At 33.3% G+C, this 24,481-nt stretch carries 21 protein-coding genes, 1 tRNA gene and 1 riboswitch; of the genes, 13 read left to right on the top strand and 9 right to left on the bottom strand.

The features are described from left to right. Window positions 1-166 precede the first annotated feature (166 nt). On the top strand, window positions 167-1,438 hold the full coding sequence (locus KPL50_RS21835; RefSeq protein ID WP_216300654.1) for a RidA family protein: 1,272 nt from the start codon (window positions 167-169) through the stop codon (window positions 1,436-1,438). A 219-nt stretch (window positions 1,439-1,657) separates the two neighbouring features. Here KPL50_RS21835 and KPL50_RS21830 read toward each other — a convergent pair whose 3' ends face one another. Then, the gene (locus KPL50_RS21830) at window positions 1,658-2,620 is read right to left on the bottom strand and encodes an alpha/beta hydrolase (RefSeq protein ID WP_216300653.1); all 963 of its coding nucleotides are present in this window, start codon (window positions 2,618-2,620) and stop codon (window positions 1,658-1,660) included. A 324-nt stretch (window positions 2,621-2,944) separates the two neighbouring features. After that, window positions 2,945-3,757: an alpha/beta fold hydrolase gene (locus tag KPL50_RS21825; RefSeq protein WP_216300652.1), complete on the bottom strand. Its 813-nt coding sequence runs from the start codon at window positions 3,755-3,757 to the stop codon at window positions 2,945-2,947. 191 nt (window positions 3,758-3,948) lie between these two features. On the opposite strand from KPL50_RS21825, the gene KPL50_RS21820 reads away from it, so the two are divergent. From KPL50_RS21820 to KPL50_RS21810, 3 genes are all read left to right on the top strand, one after another. Continuing rightward, window positions 3,949-4,146: a hypothetical protein gene (locus KPL50_RS21820; RefSeq protein WP_216300651.1), complete on the top strand. Its 198-nt coding sequence runs from the start codon at window positions 3,949-3,951 to the stop codon at window positions 4,144-4,146. Window positions 4,147-4,384: 238 nt separating this feature from the next. Beyond that, the gene (locus KPL50_RS21815; protein ID WP_216300650.1) at window positions 4,385-5,248 is read left to right on the top strand and encodes a DegV family protein; all 864 of its coding nucleotides are present in this window, start codon (window positions 4,385-4,387) and stop codon (window positions 5,246-5,248) included. A 46-nt stretch (window positions 5,249-5,294) separates the two neighbouring features. Next, entirely contained in the window at window positions 5,295-6,041 is a 747-nt protein-coding gene (locus KPL50_RS21810) for a lipoprotein (protein ID WP_216300649.1), read from the top strand. 283 nt (window positions 6,042-6,324) lie between these two features. Here KPL50_RS21810 and KPL50_RS21805 read toward each other — a convergent pair whose 3' ends face one another. Beyond that, window positions 6,325-7,602 (bottom strand): FAD-dependent oxidoreductase, encoded by a 1,278-nt coding sequence (locus tag KPL50_RS21805; RefSeq protein WP_216300648.1) that lies wholly within the window; start codon window positions 7,600-7,602, stop codon window positions 6,325-6,327. A gap of 681 nt (window positions 7,603-8,283) precedes the next feature. Between KPL50_RS21805 and KPL50_RS21800 the strand changes: the two genes are divergently transcribed. After that, window positions 8,284-9,723, top strand: a complete 1,440-nt coding sequence (locus tag KPL50_RS21800) for a cell wall-binding repeat-containing protein (RefSeq protein WP_216300647.1) — start codon at window positions 8,284-8,286, stop codon at window positions 9,721-9,723. Window positions 9,724-9,874: 151 nt separating this feature from the next. On the opposite strand, the gene KPL50_RS21795 is transcribed toward KPL50_RS21800, so the two are convergent. Next, window positions 9,875-10,042 (bottom strand): hypothetical protein, encoded by a 168-nt coding sequence (locus tag KPL50_RS21795; protein WP_216300646.1) that lies wholly within the window; start codon window positions 10,040-10,042, stop codon window positions 9,875-9,877. A 327-nt stretch (window positions 10,043-10,369) separates the two neighbouring features. Here KPL50_RS21795 and KPL50_RS21790 point away from each other — a divergent pair, with 327 nt between their 5' ends. Further along, the gene (locus KPL50_RS21790; protein WP_216300645.1) at window positions 10,370-11,074 is read left to right on the top strand and encodes a phosphatase PAP2 family protein; all 705 of its coding nucleotides are present in this window, start codon (window positions 10,370-10,372) and stop codon (window positions 11,072-11,074) included. Window positions 11,075-11,197: 123 nt separating this feature from the next. On the opposite strand, the gene thiC is transcribed toward KPL50_RS21790, so the two are convergent. Continuing rightward, entirely contained in the window at window positions 11,198-12,511 is a 1,314-nt protein-coding gene (gene thiC, locus KPL50_RS21785; protein WP_216300644.1) for a phosphomethylpyrimidine synthase ThiC, read from the bottom strand. A 70-nt stretch (window positions 12,512-12,581) separates the two neighbouring features. Continuing rightward, window positions 12,582-12,690, bottom strand: a riboswitch (TPP riboswitch). Window positions 12,691-12,846: 156 nt separating this feature from the next. Here thiC and pdxS point away from each other — a divergent pair. The 3 genes from pdxS (at window position 12,847) to KPL50_RS21770 (ending at window position 16,798) form a co-directional block, all read left to right on the top strand. Next, a complete protein-coding gene (gene pdxS, locus KPL50_RS21780) occupies window positions 12,847-13,716 on the top strand; it encodes a pyridoxal 5'-phosphate synthase lyase subunit PdxS (RefSeq protein ID WP_216300643.1) in 870 nt (289 codons plus the stop codon). A 4-nt stretch (window positions 13,717-13,720) separates the two neighbouring features. After that, window positions 13,721-14,287 (top strand): pyridoxal 5'-phosphate synthase glutaminase subunit PdxT, encoded by a 567-nt coding sequence (gene pdxT, locus KPL50_RS21775; protein WP_216300642.1) that lies wholly within the window; start codon window positions 13,721-13,723, stop codon window positions 14,285-14,287. A gap of 243 nt (window positions 14,288-14,530) precedes the next feature. Beyond that, a complete protein-coding gene (locus KPL50_RS21770; protein WP_216300641.1) occupies window positions 14,531-16,798 on the top strand; it encodes a methyl-accepting chemotaxis protein in 2,268 nt (755 codons plus the stop codon). A gap of 20 nt (window positions 16,799-16,818) precedes the next feature. On the opposite strand, the gene KPL50_RS21765 is transcribed toward KPL50_RS21770, so the two are convergent. From KPL50_RS21765 to KPL50_RS21750, 4 genes are all read right to left on the bottom strand, one after another. Continuing rightward, window positions 16,819-17,703: a phosphatidylserine decarboxylase gene (locus KPL50_RS21765; protein ID WP_216300640.1), complete on the bottom strand. Its 885-nt coding sequence runs from the start codon at window positions 17,701-17,703 to the stop codon at window positions 16,819-16,821. Window positions 17,704-17,724: 21 nt separating this feature from the next. Next, window positions 17,725-19,326: an AarF/ABC1/UbiB kinase family protein gene (locus KPL50_RS21760; RefSeq protein ID WP_216300639.1), complete on the bottom strand. Its 1,602-nt coding sequence runs from the start codon at window positions 19,324-19,326 to the stop codon at window positions 17,725-17,727. A 102-nt stretch (window positions 19,327-19,428) separates the two neighbouring features. Next, window positions 19,429-19,743, bottom strand: coding sequence for a phasin family protein (locus KPL50_RS21755; protein ID WP_216300638.1), 315 nt, complete (start codon window positions 19,741-19,743; stop codon window positions 19,429-19,431). 112 nt (window positions 19,744-19,855) lie between these two features. Continuing rightward, window positions 19,856-21,244 carry a pyruvate carboxylase subunit B gene (locus KPL50_RS21750; protein ID WP_216300637.1) on the bottom strand — a complete coding sequence of 463 codons (1,389 nt, stop codon included), beginning with the start codon at window positions 21,242-21,244 and terminating at the stop codon, window positions 19,856-19,858. Between the two features lie 209 nt (window positions 21,245-21,453). On the opposite strand from KPL50_RS21750, the gene KPL50_RS21745 reads away from it, so the two are divergent. From KPL50_RS21745 to KPL50_RS21730, 4 genes are all read left to right on the top strand, one after another. Further along, window positions 21,454-21,530: transfer RNA gene (locus KPL50_RS21745), tRNA-Arg, on the top strand. A gap of 192 nt (window positions 21,531-21,722) precedes the next feature. After that, window positions 21,723-22,397, top strand: a complete 675-nt coding sequence (locus KPL50_RS21740) for a response regulator transcription factor (protein ID WP_216300636.1) — start codon at window positions 21,723-21,725, stop codon at window positions 22,395-22,397. 50 nt (window positions 22,398-22,447) lie between these two features. Further along, window positions 22,448-23,425: a HAMP domain-containing sensor histidine kinase gene (locus KPL50_RS21735; protein ID WP_216300635.1), complete on the top strand. Its 978-nt coding sequence runs from the start codon at window positions 22,448-22,450 to the stop codon at window positions 23,423-23,425. A gap of 279 nt (window positions 23,426-23,704) precedes the next feature. After that, entirely contained in the window at window positions 23,705-24,475 is a 771-nt protein-coding gene (locus tag KPL50_RS21730) for an ABC transporter ATP-binding protein (RefSeq protein ID WP_216300634.1), read from the top strand. Window positions 24,476-24,481 lie beyond the last annotated feature (6 nt).

Raw genomic sequence — 24,481 nt, 5'->3', positions numbered from 1 at the left:
ATTGGGGATTCTATGCGCAAACCCCTTTAAGTTTTTCTCGTGATTTCTCTTTATTTTTAAAATAATAATAGTACCTATTGACATTAGAGCTAGTCCAAGGTTTATAATTTACTTAGGTGAATTTTAATGATTCTATCAATAAATATTACAAAAGGGGAATACTATTATGATCGGCTATAACGCAGTATTAGCAAGAAATACGGAAAATGCTCCAAAAGGTATCGGTCCATATTCACAAACTGTAGCTTACTCTCATTACAATAATCTTTCAGCTCAATTACCTATCGATCCAAAATCTGGTAAATTGGTAGCTGGTGGTGTAAAAGAGCAGGCGAAGCAGTGTTTTAAAAATATCAAGGCAATTGTAGACAGCATCTACCATGTTATGAACGATGTTGTTAGAATCACTATATTTGTTAAGAATATCAAAGATATTGACGCTGTAGACGAAGTTTATAAAACATTCTTCACAAGCTATGTTCCTACACGTACGATAGTTGCAGTTGAAGCTTTGCCTATGGATGCTTTGGTGCAGATTGAAGCACTTGTTTCAAACGGTGAAGGTACAATTCCAAACGCACCACAAGCAGGAGACCTCATAAAGCTTACAAATAACACGGCAAATGCGCCAACAAGTGATCTATCTACACAAGTTGTAGCTTTTTCTCATTACAATAATATTTCAGCTCAATTACCTATTGATCCAAAGTCTGGTAGATTGGTAGTCGGCGGTGTAAAAGAGCAGACTGGACAGTGCTTAAAGAATATCAAGGCAATTTTAGAAAGTATCGATGTTCCTTTTGACGATATTGTTAAAATTAACATCTTCCTTAAAAACTTCTCGGATATTGAAGCCGTAAACGAAGTTTATACAACATTTTTCCCAGACTCAGCTATCGCAAGAGCTGTAGCATATGTACCTGCACGGACAACAGTTGCAGTTTCAGCGCTGCCTATGGATGCTTTGGTGCAAATTGAAGCAGTGGTGTCACACGGAGATGGTACACCACCACAACTTGTTGAAGACAGGCACGGACTAATTATAGAAGCAAACAATACGGAAAATGCACCAAAAAGTTCTCTATCTACACAAACTGTAGCTTTTTCTCATTACAATCATATTTCAGCTCAATTACCTTTAGACCCAAAAACTGGTGAAATGGTAGCTGGTGGTGTAAAAGAGCAGGCAAGGCAGTGCTTAAAAAATATCAAGGCAATTATAGAAAGTGTGGACCACGTTATGGATGATGTGGTTAAAGTAAATATATTTCTTAAAAACATCGCAGATATTGATGCAGTAGACGAAGCTTACAAAGCTTTCTTCCCAGGCGGTGTTCCTGCACGAAGAACAGTTGGCGTATCAGCTTTACCTAAAGATGCTTTAGTCCAAATCGATGTAGTTGTAGCAAATGCTGAAGGAACACCTCCAAGAGCATAACAGGCATTTGTTTGTAAATACAGTAACTATCAAAGTTACTTGTTAATGCCGACGGTGAACGTGAAATCACATATCCTAATAATAAGAAAAGGGAGCTGAAAATAGTTTTTCAGCTCCCTTTTTTTCAATGAATGTGGAGATTACATTAAGGGAATTGCAAAAGTCCCATTAAGAAAAAACAGTTGCCATAAATTCAATTTAATTGAAATAGGTAATTGTTTATGGTCTGCCGGCTTCCACGAATTTTTGGGCAATCATTTTCGGTTCAGTTTGGAAGGTTGTAAAGTGGTCCCCGTCGCCTTCAATGTATCGGTAAAAACCGAGGTGGCTGGATTGGTTCGTATGCCAAGCGAACGGTCCGGGCGGAAGCGCAATATCTTCCGTCAGATTAAGATAGCTTTTCGGAATTTGCAGGCTGTAGAACTTTTTCAGATTGAGTTTTTGGAACAAGGGACCCGCAGGTTCCGGCGTAATTTTGCTGTACATCTCTTTCGCTTCATTTAAGCTGGCCGTGTTTGCGAAGGCATCGCGGAACAGCGGAAACGGAAGCATAATCGTATTATTACTTGAAGCATCGGCCAGTTGTTTGAATGTTTCTTGAACAGGCGGCGGAAGTTGATCGTATAAGCTTTGTCCGTCCAGGGGAGCAAAAGCGTTAGCAAACACGAGACGATCAATTCGATCCGGAATTAGTTGGGCGACTGTCGCAACAACCGTTCCGCCGAAGCTATGTCCGAGTAGTACGATATGTTTTAAATCTTTTTTCTCGATATATTCGACGACGGCATTCGTGATCTGCTCGTGGGTTACGTTTTTATCTGTAAATACACCGTGACCTGGCAATTCCGGCACATAAACCGAATGGCCAAGCTTGCGAAGCTCGGCAGCGACTCCATCAAATTGGCTGACGTCAGCCCAGGAGCCGTGAATGATAACGAAGGTCAACTTCTCTTCCATGGGATATATCATGATATGTTTCTTAGGATACATGTCTTTTAAATCTTCATCAAGTTTTTGCATACTCCACATCATAGGATAAGAATATATCATTGGGTAATACATTTGAGGTAAATAGGGTATCTGTTTACTATAAAAAGGCATCTCTTTAAAAAACTCTTCATAGTCATCATCATGGTCATCTCTACCTTCATTATTATTTTTTCCATTATAATCGTAGTACACATATAGCCTCCTGTGTTTATTCACTTATATTATATGTTCCCTATTTGATGTTGTTACTGAGGTTATCTGATGAAGTGTAAAGTAGTAAAGACACCTAGTTGAAGTTTTTTAAAAGCCCCACCTTGAGCTCAAATTGGGGCTTCTTTTGGTTCAATATAACCTTTTGTAAATAATCATGAATGATACTTTACATACAATATTAAAGTTAGGCGAGATATTATTGAAACACGACATAAAAACACCGCAAATTCATTTCTGAATAATACGGTATTTAAATAATTATTAGTTTTAATATTTTTAAAAGGAATCTACAAACCAAAAATGTTATTCTTCAATAAATCGTGCTAATTCTTCATTGAATTTGTCTTTTTGGTCATAGAACGTAGCATGGCCACTAAATTCAAATGGTATAAGTTTTGAATTTCTAATTGCTTCTTTTTGAATTTTACCTAGTGGAAATGGAACAACCTTGTCATGTATGCCATGAATAATTAAAGTAGGAACATTTATTTTTTCAAGATCAGAAAACAGTACTTCATTTATCCAAGTATTTGCAATAGCCGCAGTTGCCCACCCTGCCGCCTGTAATCCCAATTGAAAGAACCAATCAGATAATGGTTCGGTTATATGCTGAAAGAAAAATATATCACCGAAATCGCGCAGCATTTTAGGACGATCAGTATATGTTCCCTGGATTATATCTTCAACAGCTTTTCTTGGCAACCCATAAGGAAAATTAGGACGCGGGATAACACTAGGAGCCGCTGCGGCAAAAAGAGCAAGTTTCGATACCCCATATTCTCTGTGCCTAGCCATGTATCTAATAGCAATTGCTCCCCCAGTGGAGTGTCCCGCAAGTGTAAAATTCTTTAATTTAAGTGCATCTACTACGCCTCGAACATCATCTGATAATCGATCGTAGTCATAGCCTGTGAAAGGTTTATCTGATTCACCAAATCCTCTCTGGTCTATACCAATACACCTATATCCCATTTTGGGTAGTTGATCAAACTGATATTCAAACAACTTATGACTTGCAGGCCAACCGTGAAGAAACAAAATTGTCTCCTTGCCCTCAGGTTTAAGATCCTCTACATAAATTTTTACGTTCGGTTCTACTTTAATATAGTATCCCATTTATAACCTCCAATAATTTAATAGATATTATAATAGTTTATTCACTTGAGCATAAATTTGTGAGCGATTGAGATGACCCTTAAATACATAATTATTTAGTCCTGCGACAAATCTGATTTTAGCCATCACATCTAATATTTACCTAGTTTAAAAACGCCACTATTCCACATAATAAAAAAAAGGAGGCTATTATGAATAAAAATAGTATAAAGCAATCAATTGATAAAATACCTAATACATTAGTTTCATACAGAGGATATTGTACTAAGTGTCCTGGAGGATGGGATGGAACGAGTTACAGTACTTATGGGGAATCATATGACGAAGTCAAAAACCATGAAAATACTTATCATCATGACGCTACTGTAATTACACATACGGGTATTTAAAACACTATTTACAAACAACTTTTGCATTAAAACCATTTTAATATTAAAATGGTTTTAATGTATATGTGAAAGTAAGACATGAGGAGCAGAAATGCTCTTTTTATTTTTTTATATCCAATTTAAGACAGTAATAGTATAATTAAATAAATGATTTATGTCGTACTCGTAGAATAAGCTGGAATAACTCACAAGTGTGAATGATATATGATACTAAATAAAATTTTATGGAGGTAAACTTATGAAAAAAATTATTTTATTAACAGAAAGCGGAGCTGATATGCCACTTGCCCTCGTGAAATTACATAATATCCAGGTAGTTCCTATGCATGTAATAATGGGCGATAAATCTTATGCAGACGGTTCAATAGCGGTAACAGAGGTGTATGATTATTATCAAAGAACTAAAAAAGTACCATCAACATCTGCAACAAATCCAGATGAATACCAGGATGTATTTAAAAGAATAATAGAAGAAAATCCTGGTTGCATTATTATTCATGTTGGATATTCATCGAAACCATCTTGCTCATACCAAAATTCAATCATTGCTTCAGAGGGAATGGAAAATGTATATCATGCTGATGCATTGAATGTTACTGGTGGTTTGGCAGCAATTGTTTTGAAAGCAGTTGAACTTATAGAAAAACATCCAGATATGCTGCCTAATGATTTAGTTGAAAATATTGAGAGTTATGCATCTAAAGCAAGAGTATCTTTTATCCCTGGTGATCTTGTATATTTAAAGGCAGGAGGACGTGTATCCAATGCCGCCTACTTGGGGGGAACCTTACTACAGCTGAAACCACTGATTGAAATTGTTAATGGAGAACTAGTTTCAAACCAAAAGTATCGTGGTAAAACAGGTAATATTGTAGAGAAATATATGAAGGAATATATTAACAAATACCATATGGATAAAGAACAGATTTATCTTATATATTCTTTGGGACTTGAAGAAAGCATAAAACAACGTATGGAACAAATTGCAAAAGAAGAAGGCTTTAAACAAATTATATGGATTCAAGCGGGATGCATGATTTCAGCTCATAGTGGTCCCGGAGCAATTGGAATAGCAGCATTTGAAAGCATGAGTTCCAAATGAAGGTTCCGGTTACAGAAATTATGTATTAAAAAAAGGGGAACGGAATATGAAAAAAATCATATCATTTATATTAGTTACATTAATGTTACTAGCTCTTGTAGGGTGTGGACAAAAAACTTCGACATTAGAAAAACAACAGGCAAGTGATAACCAAGTTAAAGAAAATAAAAAGACCACACAGGATAATTTAAAAACAGGTGAACAGGCTTATAAAATATATGGTGCGGGGGAGCTCGGTGATCTAAGCATTGGGATTGATTCGGGATATGAGGTTACAATACCTGCTTCATGGGAAATAGATAAAGAAGGTTCGGAGGGCAGAGGGTGTTTATTTTTTAAAGATACAAATCTTAATAATGTCACTTATACTGGAATAATGTATTCTAGTTATGATTATAGTAAAGGGGACAGTAGCAAAAAAAATGAATATTTAACAAATACAATAGAGAAAATGGATTATGCACAAAAGAATCAGTCTTTGTATAATTTTTTCATGGAAAAACCAGCGAATGATAGTAAATTATTAAGATATTCTTGGAGCTACAATTCGGATAAAGGCGGTAGATCAGTCTATGTTTATTATAGCTATATTTTTCTGGAATATGGTTATATTACCTTAGACTTCTCATATGAAGGTAAAACTAAAGAAGAGACAGCTTTAATAAGAGAACAATATCAAGAACAATTAAATAAAATAGTTTCAAGTATTGGTGTCGCCAGTGCTAAATCAATTAATGTTCATACTGATGAATTAGTAACACCAAAAAAGTATGTAGAATTGTTGAAAAAGTAAAAATCCCAAATTTACATTAGCTTTAATATTAAAATAAAATGTAAGCTAAATTAAAAATATAATTTTATTATAAAATATGGAATTTTTTAGATGAGCTAAGCATATTATATCTTATAGTGTACGAATGAAGTATGCGATAGTTAATAGTCATTTTCCTTAAGAGAATGGCTATTTTTTTATTCTTTTGTATAAATAACAGTAGCTACATAATGATTTTTTGCAATTATAGATTTTCTTTAAGTAAAAAGGTCAGACTTTCATGCTGACCTTTCAATTTCTTACTCTATATAAGTTTTGTATTAAATATATTAGTTAAATTTAAATTTTCTACTTTCTTCTTAATCTCATCTATATCCAATGTATAAAGTCCGAGTTCCTGCATTCTTTTAAAGTACTCTGCTCCCGCAAAGGTGTATCTGTTTCTTCTCCCTTCTTTAGTTTTAATTTTTTCATTTGCATAGGCGATTATGTCGCCAACGGCTAGTGACCTTGGTAATATCAAAAGAGGCAATCCTAAATAGTTTTTTATTGCATTATGTCCTGCCAAAGCCCCTGTTATCATGGCTTCTGTGTGGCCTATAAATAGACCAGCTTTCTCACCAGCACAGAATAAATTATCGAGACCTATAACCTTCATACTATCTTCTCTTGGAGCTATAGATACATATCGTATGGAGTTTCCCATACCCCCTGAATATGGGTCTACATATTTTGCGTTTTCAAATCCTTTAATTCCTCTTAACTTTTCTAAGGGATAATATGGAGTCATTAACTTAACATCACCTGTATCAATTAGGATAATATTTTCAGCAAACTCTTTTAGGGCATATTGCTGACATACCTTTAGTTTAAGTTTATCTAAATTCACATCTTCTTCTGGGACTTTTATAACAGCCACACCTGTTTCATCCAGTTCTTTTACAAGAACACTAGCTAAAGAACCTTTGGCGAGTTTACACGAACCGCTAAAGGCGCCATATATGCCTTCTTCTCGTTCGCCTTTTAAGTCTTCAATACCTGCTTTGCCACTAATGCTTACTCTTCCCCCAAAAGATGGACATCTCAAAACACACATTGCGCATCCATTTCCATATTTTAAGCAGTTATTCATTGGTCCTGCTGAACCTGTAGTTTCTATAAATACATCCGCTTCAACATAGTTCTTATCTGAGAGGTATATGCCTTTTATTTTATTGTCTTCTTTTTTAACGTCTACTACTCTTGTTATCATGTTTACTTCTATGTCCATAGCTTTTAAATATTTTCCAACTGCTGGCTCAATCTTGTTTAGATCGCATAGCCAGGCGTTTTTATGACCTGGAAAATCAATATTTTTATGTTTACTATTGTCATCAGTCAAATGTATAAAATCTCCTGACCCCAGTGCAATCATTTCCTCGGCAGCAGTGTACCTACCATTATTTCTCATTATGCCGCCTACATTACCTAGTCCCAAAAGCATATCTGTTTTTTCATATAGTACCACCTCAGCACCAGCTTTTTTTGCTGTAATTGCTGCGCTACAACCAGCCCATCCGCCACCAATTACTATAACCTTCAAAATATTAGCCTCCTTTACAATACATACTTTGGCTCTTCCACATTTTCAAGAGCAGCCTTAATTTTATATATGCTTTTTAATTCTATTGCAATAGTTAGCTTATTATTACTATTCGTTGATTTCATTAGAGTTAGGACAAATATTTTTTAGACAGTGTATATAAAATTTTACACCTCAGAGGTAGTCAGAATTTCGTTATAGGATAATAGAAGATAAGGTAATAGAACATGAAATTGTTAACCCTGCTTTTACGGTAATGAACTCCAATGAAGTATTTGGTTTTTGTACAGTTAAATTTATAGAGGAATTTAATGGATTTATGGTTAACACTTCAAATGAAATACAAAGAGCAAAAAATGATGTCCTGTAAAGTTTTTATGATTCATCATGATTCCATAGCGTTTATTCAGTAAAGCGTATCATACAAGGAAAACTAAAAGGTTCAATACTTCTAGGTTTTCTTTATTTTATAATACATATATGGTAAGGAAAAACATACCATAAGTATTTACAGGATAAGTGTTGATTTTGACTAGAAAACATGATATATTAACACGAGATTAATAAAGTGTTAACAAAACGTTAACAAAAGACAGCGACATTAATATTAAATATATATGAGTTTACTATTAAACCTGGAATTTAGTCTAGTAATAAATAAAGAAAGGGAGGCATTAAATTATGAGAATATTTATATCGAAAAAGAAATTATCTACATTAATAATGGCGGGTATGGTACTTACTATGGTCTTTACTATGGCTCCTAAAAATTCATTTGCAGCAAGTGGGGTAACCACTGCGCGACTTTTCGGAACAGATAGAATAGGAACCGCTATTGCTGTTTCAAAGGCTGGTTGGACAACAGCTGATACTGCTATCTTGGCTCCATCCGCAAATGCTAATTTAGTTGATGCGTTGGCAGCAGCTCCTTTGGCTGGAAAAACATCACCAATTTTATTGACAGAAAAAAATACACTTAACACAAATACTAAAACCGAGCTAATAAGATTAGGAGTGACAAAAGTTTTCGTAGTAGGAGCCATTAATCAAACTGTGGTTGACCAACTTAATGCAATGGGTAACATAACAGCTACAGCACTGAAGGGTGCCAATCGTACAGCAACAGCTGCTGCTATTGCTGCAAAATTAGTTAACCCTTCAGGGTCCTTTGTGGTTGGTTATGGAGCTCTTGCGGATGCTTTATCAGTAGCTTCCTATGCTGCAGCCAACAACTATTCTATTTTAGTAGCAAATGCCGATGGAAGTCTTCCAGCCTCAGAAGCTCCCTACAAGGGTACCAACGTTAAAATCATTGGTGGACCTACACTGGTAGCTAACATTGACGGCGCTACTCGCTATTATGGAGCAGATCGTTTTGAAACCAATAAAAATGTACTTAAAGCCTTTCAATATAACTATGATAAGGTCTACGTTGCAAATGGTACAAGCTCTCACCTGGTGGATTCTCTAATTGCATCATCTTTTGCAGCTAAATCAGGGTCTCCAATTGTCCTGGGTAATGGTAGTAGTTCTGCGGCGGCGCTTTATGTTTATGGAAAACTAGCCACAAGCTCTATTGTCACTGCACTGGGTGGAAGTACTGTAGTTTCTAAGGAAATGCTTGAGGGGGTTGCATATAATGCTCCTGTATTAGATCCACAGCAAAGCACAAGGCTTAATCCAGCTCCTCTAAATACAATTAAATCCATAAGCGTGAATGATTATATTGATAATTATACAGCACAAATTACTCTTAAGGAGATAATAAGAGGTGATGATGCTTGGACTATGATTGAAGGCGCAAATATGTTCAATAGCCCACCAAAGGATGGCTACGAATATATCTTAGCAAAAATAAATTTTGAATTAGTAGATATAGATAACGGAAAATCACTTGATATATATTCATTTGATTTCAGCTTGATCTCTTCTGAGGGAAAAGAATATGATTATGTAGGTGAGGTTATACCTAATCCACAACTTGATGCTAGCCTCTATAAAGGAGCAGTCAGTGAAGGATGGGCAGTTTATCAGGTACGTTTAGATGATGTAACGCCGACACTAACATATGGTCGTAATTATGACGGCACAGGTGGAGTTTGGTTTAAAGCCTATAATTAAGTTCCTTATTTAGAAGATGTTGTTATATTTCCAGATAAGAATTTAGAACAATTAATTAGAGCTGCTATCGGAAAGACTACTGGAGATATTTTAACAAGTGATTAGGTAAAACATATAAGAAACCCAGTAACCATTATAGTTACTGGGTTTTTTATTTTTTGATTTCTTTTCGATCGAAAGCAACATCAGCAACGTCACTAGTCATATTGGACAGGTTATACATAATAGACATTTCAGTATTTGAAACGCCACTACTGCCTTTATTAGCATCTAAATTATTAATTGAATATTTGGCCTTTCCTAACTTATTTTTATTCATTAGTCTTCTCCCTCATACAAAATTACACTGTATAATCAAGTGTATTATAGTTTACCCATTTTGTTAGAAAAGTATAATTGGATATTAATCTAAAAATATTAAGAAAGCCCGCAGATATAACCGCGTATTTACAAAAATTATAAGCGTAATAAACGAGAATTGCAGGATCCATTACATAAATTGGAAACAAGTGGACATTTTCTATTTGCTAATATATAATAGATTTATGTCGTACTGTGTCTTAATATGTCTAATTTTGTTTTGTGTATACAGATATTTATAAAATATGTTATTACAGATCATTTTAACTAATGTAGGAGGTCCAATATGAATATTTTCGATTCAACAATAATTAATTTTTTCAACAAGTTTTCTCAGCAATCCTTTGTATTTGATAATACCATGACATTTCTAGCAGATAACAACTTAGTAAAGGGAGGCATATTTGCTATAGTTATATGGTGGTTTTGGTTTAAAAAGAGTGAGGGTGAGGCAAATATACGAGAACACATTATTTCTATAATACTCAGTTGTTTTATTGCGATGATCTTAGCAAGGTTTCTTTCGGTTTTACTACCCTATAGAGAAAGGCCTCTCCATGAAGCTGCTTTAAATTTTGTGCTTCCCTATGGAATAAAGCCCACCGCCTTAACCAACTGGAGCTCATTTCCAAGTGATCACGCAGTATTATTCTTTACTCTGACAACTGGACTTTTATTCGTTTCAAAAAAACTTGGTATATTAGCATTTATTTATGCAACTATATTTATTGCATTTCCAAGAATATATTTGGGGTTTCATTACCCTACTGATATTATTTGTGGTGCTTTAATAGGAATTGCTATTGGATTAATAGCAAACCAACCTATTGTGTGTAATAAAATCTGTAAGCCAATTTTAAAATGGTCTGAAAAAATGCCAAGTCCTTTTTATGCACTATTTTTTCTGATAACTTATCAAATTTCAGATTTATTTAATAGCACAAGACAATTCATCCATTTCATTATAGAATCCTTAGAACATCTTATTTAACTATAAGCAGTAATAACAGTTAAATCCTGAAGCTAGAGCAATCTAACTTCAGGATTTATTTTTAAATGATTTACACATTAAAATGTAAATGTAGTGCTACAAATTGCTTAGAAGTAAATTAACCTATGAATCTTCTCTTAATATATTGAGATCCTTGCCCTGCATTATTTTATTCATAGTTCTCATGGAGCACATTTTACCACACATGGTGCAGCTATGTTCATGCTCCGGCATGGATTCTTTTCTATAGCGTCTAGCTTTTTCAGGATCAATAGCAAGTTCAAACATTCTATCCCAATTAAGGTTTTGCCTTGCGGTGCTCATTTCATTATCCCACTCGCGACTTCCGGTCACATTTTTACCTATATCCCCAGCATGAGCTGCAATCTTTGCAGCAATAATGCCTTCGCGAACATCATCAAGATTTGGAAGCCTTATATGTTCTGCTGGGGTTACATAGCAAAGGAAATCAGCTCCATAGCTTGCAGCCAAAGCGCCTCCTATGGCACTGGTAATATGGTCATAGCCTGGAGCAATATCTGTAACTATGGGTCCTAAAATATAAAAAGGTGCACCATGACATAATTTTTTTGCAAGTATTACATTTGCCTGGATTTCATTTATTGCCATATGTCCGGGTCCCTCTATAATTATTTGTACATTTCTTTCCCAGGCTCTTTTGGTTAATTCACCAAGCACCATTAGTTCATGAATTTGACAAGCGTCCGTGGCATCATTAATACAACCAGGTCTACAGGCATCACCAAGGCTTATAGTTAAATCATATTTTTCACATATATGTAATATATCATCGAAGTATTCATAAAATGGATTTTCCTTTTGATTTAATTCCATCCAAGCGTATAGAAGGGACCCTCCTCTTGATACTATATGAGTTATTCTTTTATTTCTCTTAAACACATTTGCAGTATCAATGTTTAAACCAGCATGAATTGTAACAAAGTCAACTCCATCTTTTGCATGTTTCTCTACTACATCTATAAATTCTTTAGCTGTAATGTCCTGTAATTCTTTATCGTAAAAACCTAAGGCATCATATATTGGCACAGTACCTACCATAGCACTAGAGTCCGCAATTAGTCTTTGTCTAAATTCTTCTGTTTTACCAAAGGAGCTTAAATCCATTATAGCTTCAGCTTTCATATCTATAGATAATTGCACTTTTTTCATTTCCTCATCAATATCATAGCAATCCTTTGAAATACCTAGATTTACATTGATTTTCGTTTTTAATCCTTCTCCAACTCCTTCTGGATTGAGTGCTTTATGATTTTTATTAGCGGGTATTGTCACTACACCTCTTGCTATTTTTTCTCTTAAAACCCCTTCATCCATATTTTCTTTTCTCGCTACTATTTCCATCTCTTTTGTTATAATGCCTTTTTTCGCAGCATCCATTTGAGTTGTATACATCATTTTATAATCTCCTTTTCAGTTAAATTATTTTAAATAAAAAAAGCAAGCTCATAAAGAGCTTGCAACAAAAAAAACGTTGTAAAAAAACTCCCTACGTTGGAATTATCCAAATCAGGTAATGAGGGTCAGAGATAAAGTCTCTTTCTCAGCTCATAATACGAGCTCCCCTTGTTTAATTTATTTAATTATTATTTCGCCCTCAGTATAGTTGTAAAACAACTTTATGTAAAGCTTTTTAAATTTCTAGTTACTTTTAAAGTGTATGGGTACATTATGAAAATTTAGAAACTTGTACTATACTTTGCCTTATAAATAATATTTAGGGAGGTTTTTTTATGGAAAGATATGAACTTAATAAAAATTTAGCTCAAATGTTAAAGGGCGGAGTAATCATGGACGTGGTGAATGTGCAGCAGGCAATCATTGCAGAGAAAGCTGGGGCTTGCGCGGTAATGGCACTAGAACGGGTACCCTCAGATATTAGAAAGCAAGGTGGAGTGGCTAGGATGTCTGATCCTAGAATGATTAAAGAAATAAAGGCAGCTGTAAGTATTCCAGTAATGGCTAAAGGTAGGATTGGACATTTTGTTGAAGCACAAATTCTGCAGGAAATAGGGGTAGATTTTATAGATGAAAGTGAAGTTTTGACTCCAGCAGATGAAGAGTATCATATAAATAAGTGGGATTTTAAGGTTCCCTATGTTTGTGGAGCGAGAAATTTAGGAGAGGCGCTAAGGAGAGTCGGAGAAGGTGCTGCAATGATAAGAACAAAAGGTGAAGCAGGCACTGGAAATGTAGTAGAAGCTGTTAGGCACATGAGGCGTATTATGTATGATATTAGAAAAGTAAAAAATGCTCCAAAAGAAGAATTAATGGCTCTAGCTAAAGATATGGGAGCACCAATTCATTTAATTGAATATGTATGGAAAAATGGTAAACTTCCTGTAGTAAATTTTGCTGCAGGTGGAATAGCAACGCCGGCCGATGCTGCATTAATGATGCAACTTGGAGCAGAAGGAGTTTTTGTAGGATCTGGAATATTTAAAGCGGAAAATCCTGAAGTAAGAGCAAAAGCTATAGTCCTTGCAACCACCTATTATAATGATCCTAAGGTTATAGCAGAAGTTTCAGAAAATCTGGGAGAAGCAATGAGTGGCCTAGAATTAAGTGAGATAAAAGAGAGATATGCAGAAAGAGGATGGTAAGAAAATGAAAATTGGAGTTTTATCACTTCAGGGGGGCGTAATAGAGCATATAAACCATATACATCAGATTGGGCATGAGGGAGTAGAGATTAAGAAACTTGAAGATATGAAGGATTTACAGGGAATAATTTTACCTGGTGGCGAGAGTACAACTATAGGGAAACTTTTACGGGAAAGAGAAATGATTTTGACTTTAAGAGAGAAAATCATTTCAGGAATTCCTGTGTGGGGAACCTGCGCTGGTATGATACTACTTGCTAAATATATTGAGGAATCCTCAGCTGAATATCTTAGTGTTATGGACATAAAAGTAAAGAGAAATGCATATGGAAGCCAAATAAATAGTTTTAAAAAGGATGTTGTAATAAATGAGATTTCAAGTGAGTCTATACCATTAGATTTTATTCGAGGACCATTAATCACAGAAGTTTTTAACGATGTTAAAATAATATGTACCGTTGGTGGTAAAATTGTAGCAGTAAAGCAAAAGAATATGTTTGCCACATCATTCCATCCGGAACTTACTGATAATTTAGAAGTTCATAGATATTTTGTGAATATGTGTAAATAAAACATATACACTAGTACTTATTTGACACTATGATCATATCAATTCATATAGACCACCCTAATTTTAAGAAAAACAATGTATTTTGTAATATATTATACTCATAATAGCGAAATATATAATATTATATAATTACAAATTACAGGTTATATGTTAATATATATAAAGAAATATTTTTTTTGATTATTCAAAAAATTTATTGAATGTTATTAAATTTCTGTTTAAAGATGAATTAGGGGGGACTTTATGGGGTTTAAATTTTGGAGTTTTAGAAAAAGGCATGAAAGTAAAGATGTTGTACAAAAGGAAAAGAAAATTTCCAAGCTATTTGAAACAATTAAGAGTAAAAATCTGAAGATGAAATCTTCTAAATTATTAAGCAACTCTAAAGAGGAAAACAAAATAGTAAAATCATTTAAAAGTGAAGCATCTAAAAAGTCTATAAAAAGTAATAATAAAAAAGGTATTTCTATTAGAAAGAAAATACCACTTCTTATGGGCACCTTGATAATTATATCCATGGTGACAACCTCTATTTTTACTTATAGAAAGTCATCAACTATAATATTTGATCAAAGTAAAGCTGAAATGATGGCTGTTAATAAAGAAGCAATAGAAATCATTTCCGTTATGATAGAAAAGCAGCAAGCACAGGTACAGGCCTTATGTAACACTAAGCAAATAATGGAAATTATGAAATTAAAGGATAAACCTGATGCAATTTCATTGGGGCAATATAAGAATGTGGTTAATGAAAATAATGACAAATTTTCTACATATATTTCTAATAATACAAATGTTGAAAGAGTTTTTTTAGTTGATATAAATGGAAAGATAGTATCAGATAGTGATAAAACATCTATAGGAAAAAATGTAGCAGACAAAGCTTACCATTCGATTAGCTCAAGTGGTGGACTAGCTATAAGTGAAACTATAAAATCAGAAATAACAGGAAATTCCGTTATGGTGTTTACAAGCCCTGTGGTAACTGAAGATAAATATGCCCAGACATTAGGATATGTAGCTGTATCTGTATATGCAGAGAGTTTTTCGAAGTATTTGAAAAATATAGGTGTATCTAATAGCAAATCAAGCTACGCTTATTTAGTTGATGAAAAGGGCAAAATGTTATACCACAAAACTAAAGAAAAGGTAGGAAAAGATGTTGAAAATGTAAATATAAAGGCTATAGTGGACAAAGCTGCAAAGGGGCAAAAAGTTGCAGCGGGAACTGACCAGTATACTTTTGAGGGAGTTAAAATGTTCTCCTCTTATGGAATTGTTCCAATTACAAACTGGACATTGGTTATTACTGGAGATGTGAATGAGATTAGGCAACCAGTGAATCAAATGACACAGGGAATTTTAATAATAGCAGCGTTTATAGGTATAGTTTCTATATTAATTGGTGTAGTTGCATCAAATATTATAGTAAATCCATTAACAAAGGTAACACTGCTAGTGGATAAAACTTCTAAATTAGATTTAAGCGAGGACAAGGGTATAGAAGATTTAATTAAGGCTAATGATGAAATTGGGACTATATCTAGAGCTATAGTTAATATGAGAAAGACGTTAAAAGATGTTATACTTGATTTAATTGAGGCTTCAGAAAATATAACTAGTAATGCCCTTACCGTTGAAGATCTTACCGATATATTAAAAGTGAAAGCAGAAGAAAGCTCTATTGAAACTGAAAGCTTATCAGCTGGAATGGAAGAAACAGCCGCTACAGCGGAGGAAATTTCTGCTTCTTCAGGAGAGATGAAAAATATGGTCAATACAATAGCCAAGAAAGCTTCAGAAGGATCTAATATAGCAGAAGCTATTGTTAAAAAGGCAATGGGTATTACTGTTTCTACTAATGGGTCTAAAAAAGATACGGATAAGATTTATAATGATGTAAAGAAGCAATTAGAAGTTGCAATAGCAGGATCAAGAGCAGTTGAGGAAATACATGGGCTAGCAACCTCTATATTGCATATAACTAGCCAGACTAATTTATTAGCACTAAATGCTGCTATTGAAGCTGCCAGGGCAGGAGAAGCAGGGAGAGGTTTTGCAGTAGTAGCAGATGAGGTTAGAAAGCTGGCAGAGCAATCTGGAGCTACAGCAGCTAACATCCAAAATGTAGTTAAAGTTGTAAATGATTCTGTAAAAAATTTATCTAGCTGTTCTACTAAAATGTTAGATTTCATGGATGAAGAGGTTTCTCTAAATTATGAGATTATTATGGGTACGGGAAAAGAATATATGGATGATGCAGAGAATTTTAATAAATTCATGAAGGAATTTGATGAAACAGCACAACATTTAAATGTATCAATAAGCGGAGTTACTACTGCAATAGATCAAGTAGCAGGTACTGTTAATGAGGGTGCTGAAGGAATATCTAGTATATCAAGCAAGGGCATTGATATAGTAAGTAAAATGGAAGAAATAAAAAGCACTACCAGTGGAAATAAAATTAGTGCGGAAAAATTAAAAGAGATAACATCAAAATTTAAAATTTAATAAAAAATAGGACTGAAAGATTATTTCAGTCCTATTTTTTCGCCTAAGATTACAGAGGTTTCAAAGCCTAATTGTGTTTGGGCAAGTAAATCCTCACTAATTCTTACAGCATTTTTTTTGAAAAATAGGATTACGGTGGAACCACCAAATTTGAAATATCCCTTTTCCTCTCCCTTTGTAACTTTAGAATCTGGAATATAATTTTGAATAATTGATCCTACGCAAGTAGCACCAACCTCCATATAAATGACATCTGAAAAATTATCTGAGTGAAATATACTCCACTCTCTTTTATTCTGACAAAATAGTTTTTTTACACTTTTTAAGGCAATGGGATTTACAGAATAATAATGACCACTAATTTTATTTGTATCGCTACATATTCCACTATCAATAAAATGAAACCTATGATAATCAGTTGGACATAATCTAAAAATTAGGCAAGTACCACCATGATACAAATTGTATATTTCATTATCCTCCACCAGTTCTTTAAGGGAATAAGTAAATCCTTTTATTTGAACTAAATTATTTAGGTCAATATTTTCATAAGCAGAAAGTTTGCCGTCACAAGGTGAAATTAAAACATTATCATTACTTGGGATTATTCGGGCATCTGGATTTAATGCTCTTACAAAAAAATCATTAAAAGATGAATACTTCTCAGGCGTCTTTTGGTACATAGACATATCAATATTAAAATCCTCAATAAAAGTATCAATTTTTTTACAACTTAATTTTGTGTCGCAGTAATAACCATATAATTTTGAAAAGAGCTTTTTCTTAAGTAGTAACTCAACTAGTCCTTTTCCTGAGGGAGAGCAGTAAGACCAATTCAAATACTTTTCACCAGCTACCTTTTCAATTTCATATTTATTTTCTTTTCTATTGTAATATTTAATCATAAAATACCTCGTCTTTATAATTTATAGTTTTCCAGATTTTATTATAGAAATTAATAACCAAAAGCCCATAAATGCAGCAGTTACAAAACCAGTTATACCAATAATTGATATATTATATATTTTAGGGCCTATATTGGAGTTTAAAATTGTAGAAGAACCTATGATCATAGAAGAGATAATAAGCCCAAAAACTAATCTGTTTATACCTTTATTTATTTCATTTATAGGAGTATTTAGATTTTTGTGCTCTAGCTGTAACTTAGCTCTCCCACTTATTAGACTATCAGATAACTCAATAATTTTTGAGGGAAGTCTAAAGGAATCTTTTACAAATCCATATGAATGGATAAGTAGTGTGTTAAGGTCTAAATTGGAAAAAAGCGAGAATTTATTATTAGCCTTAACATAGGGAATAGCAATATCTACTATTTTTATATCGGGAGCAATACTTGCAATAACCCCTTCTAAAATTACAAGACCTCTTATTAAAAGTGTTAAATCACGAGGCAATCGGATATTATTTTGTTTTGCTATGTCAAAAATTTCTGAGAGCATAACTGAAATCTGAATATTATTTAGTGAAACAGAAAGGTAATTAACAAGAAGGTAATCTAAATCCTCGTATAGTTTATTTCTATCTACATATCCTTTTTTTATTCCTATAGATAAGAGAGCTGAAATCATTTTGTTTATGTCATTAAAAGCCACTGCCGATATCATATCGTTTAGTGTGGCTTTTATAGAATTTGAGAGGCTTCCCATAATTCCAAAATCTATAAAGCAAATTTTACCTTCACATATGAATATATTTCCAGGGTGTGGATCACCGTGAAAAAAACCATCCTCTAGCACTTGCTTTAGATAAGACAATGCTAATTTTTTACCTAAATCATCAAGATCATAAGAACCGATCAAGAGTTTTTTCATATCGTCTACTTTAAAACCATAAACTCGTTCCATAGTTAAGACCCTAGTACTACATAATTCTTCAACCACATAAGGCACATATAAAAATGCGACATCTTTGTTGAAGGCTTTAAAATTATTTATATTTTTTGCTTCATTGTTAAAGTCAAGTTCAAGTTCTGTAATTAAAAGGATTTCATGTAAGGCTTCTTCTGGATCAATAAGTGCATCTGCAAATCTTGCCTTTGTAAATCTTATTATGCGAACTAGTATAGAGATATCGAGTTTCATCTTTTCGGCAATATCTGGTCTTTGTATTTTTACTACAACCTCTCTACCGTCTTTTAATATAGCTTTATGTACTTGAGAAATAGATGCTGAGGCTAGTGGCTTTTCATTAAATTTTTCAAAACACTCAGTTGTTGATATTGAAAATTCATCGAAAAATACTTTGTTTATAGTTTCAATATTTTCTGGAGCTACATTATCTTGAAGCTTTGAAAGTTCCGCTATATAATCTGGGGATAACAAATCTGGTCTTGTACTAAGTATTTGGCCGATTTTTATAAAAGTAGGACCAAGCTCTTCAAAGGCCTTCCTTAAATTTTCAGGGCGTTTATTTTGTTTGTTAAACCTAGAGTCTACAATATATCCAAAGCCATAGGAGCCAAGAACTTTAATAATTTCTCTAAATCGATTAACAGATTTTCGTCGCATTTTATACCTCACTTAAATCATCACTTGCGGTGCTGTAATGTGGTTAAAGTGAAAAGTCCTAGAGTTAATAGTAGGACTTTTCACTTTACCTGCAATACTTATTTATGGTAGGGTTATCTCTAAATGTGCTAACCTTTTATCTAGCTTTTCAATATCTTCTTTAGTTGCAAAGTTCATCTGTTTTAAGAGTAAAACCATATCTTCTTTCGTGAGCGGGCTGTGTTCTTTTTTGAAAGTCGGACTTTGATCTTTTTTTTCTTTTATATTTCTTTTAAGTTCTTCAGATAGATCTTTGCCCTCTTCTAAGGTTATCTTACCCTTTGTTACAAAATCATCTATTAGATTTGTAGCTTTTTCATAAGTGTAAGCCGCAGACCCAAGTCCAGCTAGGAAAAAATTTTTTATATCGTTATTCAATCAAAACACCTCCAAATAATAGTATATAATGTACATTATATACTATTTCCTGTATTAAAATACTAATAATAAATTAACACCCTCAATTTTTAATATTAAGGGTGTTAATTTATTATATAGGCTGACTTTCAGTTTCAATTCTTACTTGATCTACAGAGGGATTTTGTTTTTTATTTTTAATAAATTCTTCAGCAATTTGAGGAAAAGCTAGGTAGGACAATATATCCTCCTCGCTAGTAGTTAGATCCTTTAAATACTCTTTTGCATCTTCAAAGGCTGGTGCTAAAGTATCCGCAAATCTTCCAACTATAGGCTTTTCGCTGCCTAGTGCTTTTTCTAAAAGATCTGCATTGATTGCCCCAGGTGCTAGGCCGTATTCACCTCTGCAATAGGATTTAACTTCTTTTAATATCATTTTATATCTTTCGCCAGTTAAAATGTTCATTGTAGCTTGAGTACCAACCATCTGACTCATAGGAGTTACTAGTGGTGGGAATCCTAAGTCTTCTCGTACCCTAGGCACTTCAGCTAGAACTGCATCTAGTTTATCAATAGAGTTTTGCGCCTTAAGTTGTGAAATCATGTTAGAAAGCATTCCACCAGGAACTTGGTTAGTTAAACCTTCTGGCTGAGGAGTTAAGACTACAGGATCCAATAATCCAGAGGCTAAAACTTCTTTTTTTATAGGTTTGAAAAAATCATTTATGTATTTAAGTTTTGTTACATCTAGTCCAGTATCATACCCAGCAGTAACTAGTGCTTGATGCATAGTTTCTGTAGGTGGTTGAGAAGTTCCACTTGAGAAACTTGAAATAGCACAATCAATACCAGCAGCGCCAGCCTCGATTGCTTTATAGCAAGACATTTCAGCTAGCCCGTTTGTACAATGAGAATGGAGGTATATAGGTATTTTTACGGTTTCCACCATTGCCTTAACTACATCATAGGCAATGCTTGGCATAATTAGGCCTGCCATATCTTTAATGCATATAGAATCGGCACCCATTTCTTCAAGCTTTTTAGCAAGTTTTGCATAGTTACGAGTATCGTGAATAGGGCTTACAGTATAAACTATAGCACCTTGAGCATGTGCTCCTTGTTTTTTAGTTTCATCCATAGCAACTTTCATATTTGATAAATCATTTAGAGCATCAAATATCCTTACTATATCTATACCATGATATACAGACATTTTAATAAATCTTCTTACTACATCATCAGGATAATGTTTATATCCTAGTATATTTTGACCTCGAAGAAGCATTTGTAGTGGTGTTTTTGTAGCTATACTTTTTATTTTTTGAAGCCTTTCCCAGGGATCCTCATTTAAATATCTTAAACAAGAGTCAAAGGTGGCCCCTCCCCAACATTCTAATGAATGATAACCTGCATTATCTAAAGCTGGAAGAATAGGAGCAAAAGCTTCAAATTCGAGCCTTGTAGCAATCAAAGATTGGTTAGCATCCCTAAGCACTGTCTCTGTTATATGGATTTTTTTCATTTAATCACCCCATAATTTAATATCTTTTATTGATAGTTTAGCATATAAACTTGTAAAAATCATGCAATAAATCATTTATTTTTCAGAAAACATGGATTTGTCTTGCAATTCATATTTCATTTTAATAATTTTGTAAATTAAGGTTTTAAACATCCATAGGTTGACATACTTATAAAAGTGTAATACTATATTATAGTACAATTGAATTTGCACCCGTAGCTCAGTAGGATAGAGCGTCCCCCTCCTAAGGGGAAGGCCGGAGGTTCGACTCCTCTCGTGTGCACCACAAACTAGCAAAGTAATACTTTGCTAGTTTTTTTTATTTCCTTGGAAATTAAAAAAGTGACAATGATTTTTGAAAGAACATTATTTAGATTATTTTATAACTAGTTTATAAAACATTTACATTTTATACTGAAAATATATCATTTTATAGTACAATAAAAAGGAAAGTCCAAAATTAAAGTGAGGGTTTAGCATGTTTAAGGTAATGATTGTAGAAGATGATGCTCGGATAAAAGAAATATTGCTTGAAAATATAGGGAGATGGGGATTTGTTGGAAAAGCCGTGGATAACTTTAATGAAGTATTTGTAGAGTTTTCAAAATACGCTCCACATCTGATTCTTATGGATATAAACCTGCCATTCTTTGATGGATTTTACTGGTGTAATAAAATCAGGGAAATATCAAAGGTTCCTATTATATTTGTTTCTTCAAGAAGTAATAATATGGATGTAATAATGGCAATTAACATGGGCGGAGATGATTTTATTCAAAAGCCCTTTTCACTAGAAATATTAATGGCCAAAATAAACGCCTTGATAAGAAGAACTTATTCCTACGCAGATGCGCAGACAAATGTGCTCCAGTATAAAAATATTGTTTTAAATATGAAGGATAATAGCGTGTTTTTTAAAGATAAGAGAGTAGAACTTAGCAGAAATGAATTTAGCATTCTATACTTGCTTATGAAAAACAATGGCAATTTAATAAGCAGAGATAAAATTATGCGAAGTCTCTGGGAGGATGAAAGTTTTGTTGATGATAATACCCTTACAGTGAATATTAATAGATTGCGTAAAAAATTAGAGAATATTCAACTGGAAGATCTAATTAAAACAAAAAAAGGTCAAGGGTATATAATACTATGAAATTTAGAAATTTTTTAAGGGACAGGATATTTTTGATTTTGTTTTATTTTATGTTGATGTTATTTATTTCTTCCGTGGTGTATTTTAATAATGTAGTAAAAATAAGTATTGGAAATATAGCCTATATCAATATTGTAGGTTTTATTATGCTTATACTTTATTTAATATTTGAATATCTAAATAATAAAAAATATTATGATGTTATTAAGTATATTATAGAAAACCAGGAAGAAAATATTATTAATTCTTTGCCTAAATCATTAAATTATGAACAAAAGCTATATGGAGAACTTCTTATGAAGGTTAATGAAGAATTTAATTTGAAAATTGATGAATTATATGAAGGAAAAAAAGAAAATGTAGACTTTATAAACTCCTGGGTTCATGAGATAAAAACACCTATTTCTGTATGTAGATTGGTTATAGAAAGCAGTATGTATAAGTCTAAGGAGGAAACATTAAGTAACCTAGAGGATGAAATAGATCACATAGAGAATTATGTTGAACAAGCATTATACTATTCGCGATTAGACAGCTTTTCAAAGGACTATTTAATAAATGAAATAAATATGCATAGTTTGATTATTGGGGTTGTAAAAAAACATGCAAAGGAGTTTATAGGTAAAAAAATAAAAATAGAAATAAGTGACTTAGAATTTACTATAGACTCAGATAAAAAGTGGCTTTTCTTTATTCTGGATCAGATTTTATCAAATTCATTAAAATATACAGGTAGCAATGGACTTATAAAAATCAGTGGAATATTAAATTTAAGTGGAAAACAGCTTATTATTGAAGATAATGGAATTGGAATAAAAGCGGAGGATATTCAAAGGGTTTTTGATAAAGGCTTTACTGGATATAACGGCCGAGGGGATTTTAAAGCTACAGGCATGGGGCTCTATTTATCAAAAAGTCTTGCCACAAAGCTTGGTCATCACATAACTATTGAATCTAAACCTTCTGAATTTACTAGGGTAACAGTTCATTTTCCAAAGCTTATAGATTATTACAGGGTTACAAGCTAAAAATATGGTTTGTAGCCCTATTTTTTTAAAACTTACAACAATGTAAGTTTAAAGGTCACTTTGTAACCTTATACAATGGATTGAATACTTGATTTGTTATAAGATTTAATTGTAAGAAGCGAAGATGATGATTTAACGACAGTTCAGAAGGGAATTCCCCCACTTCTATAAGTGGGGGTACTATACTACAACAAAAAGAAAACTTCAGTGGGAGTCTAAATCTCCTTCTGAAGTCGTTAATTACAGCTCCGCAGGAGATGATTTAAGGAGGAAGTAAAAATGGAAAATGTATTAGTTGCTAGAAATTTAAAAAAGGTATATGGCTCAAGGGGTAATGTTTATACTGCTCTAAATGATATAAATCTTGAGATAAAAGAGGGAGAGTTTATTGGAATAATGGGTCCCTCAGGTGCGGGGAAAACTACATTGTTAAACATTATATCAACTATAGATAAACCAACGTCAGGAGTAGTAACTATTGATAGTGAAGATCTTGCAAAAATGAATGAAGACAAGTTAGCCTCTTTTAGAAGAGATAAATTAGGTTTTATATTTCAAGATTTCAATTTGCTTGATACTTTAACTTTAAAAGAAAATGTGGTACTTCCATTAGCTCTTGCTAGAGTAGACATAAAAGATATTGAAGCACGGGCGAGTATTATAGGGACTACTTTAGGTATAAAGGATATATATAATAAATATCCCTATGAGGTATCCGGTGGACAAAAACAAAGAGCAGCAGCGGCCAGAGCTATTATTACTAAACCAAAACTTATATTAGCGGATGAACCTACAGGGGCCTTGGATTCTAAATCCTCCACGGAACTTCTGCAGACTTTAAGTGATTTAAACGAGGCCCAGAAAGCCACTATTATGATGGTAACTCATGATGCTTTTGCTGCAAGCTATTGCAAACGGATAATATTTATAAAAGATGGTTCCCTATTTACGGAGATTGTGAAAGGTACAACGACGCGGAAAGATTTTTTTAGAAAGATACTTGATGTATTGACTGCCCTAGGCGGAAACTTAAATGAAATAACAATTTAACTTAGA

Origin of the sequence: Clostridium sp. CF012, assembly GCF_018861755.1 — a bacterium.
GTDB lineage: Bacteria > Bacillota > Clostridia > Clostridiales > Clostridiaceae > Clostridium_AD.
Note: the sequence above shows the minus strand (reverse complement) of the source record. Positions and strands in the feature narration are given on the sequence as shown.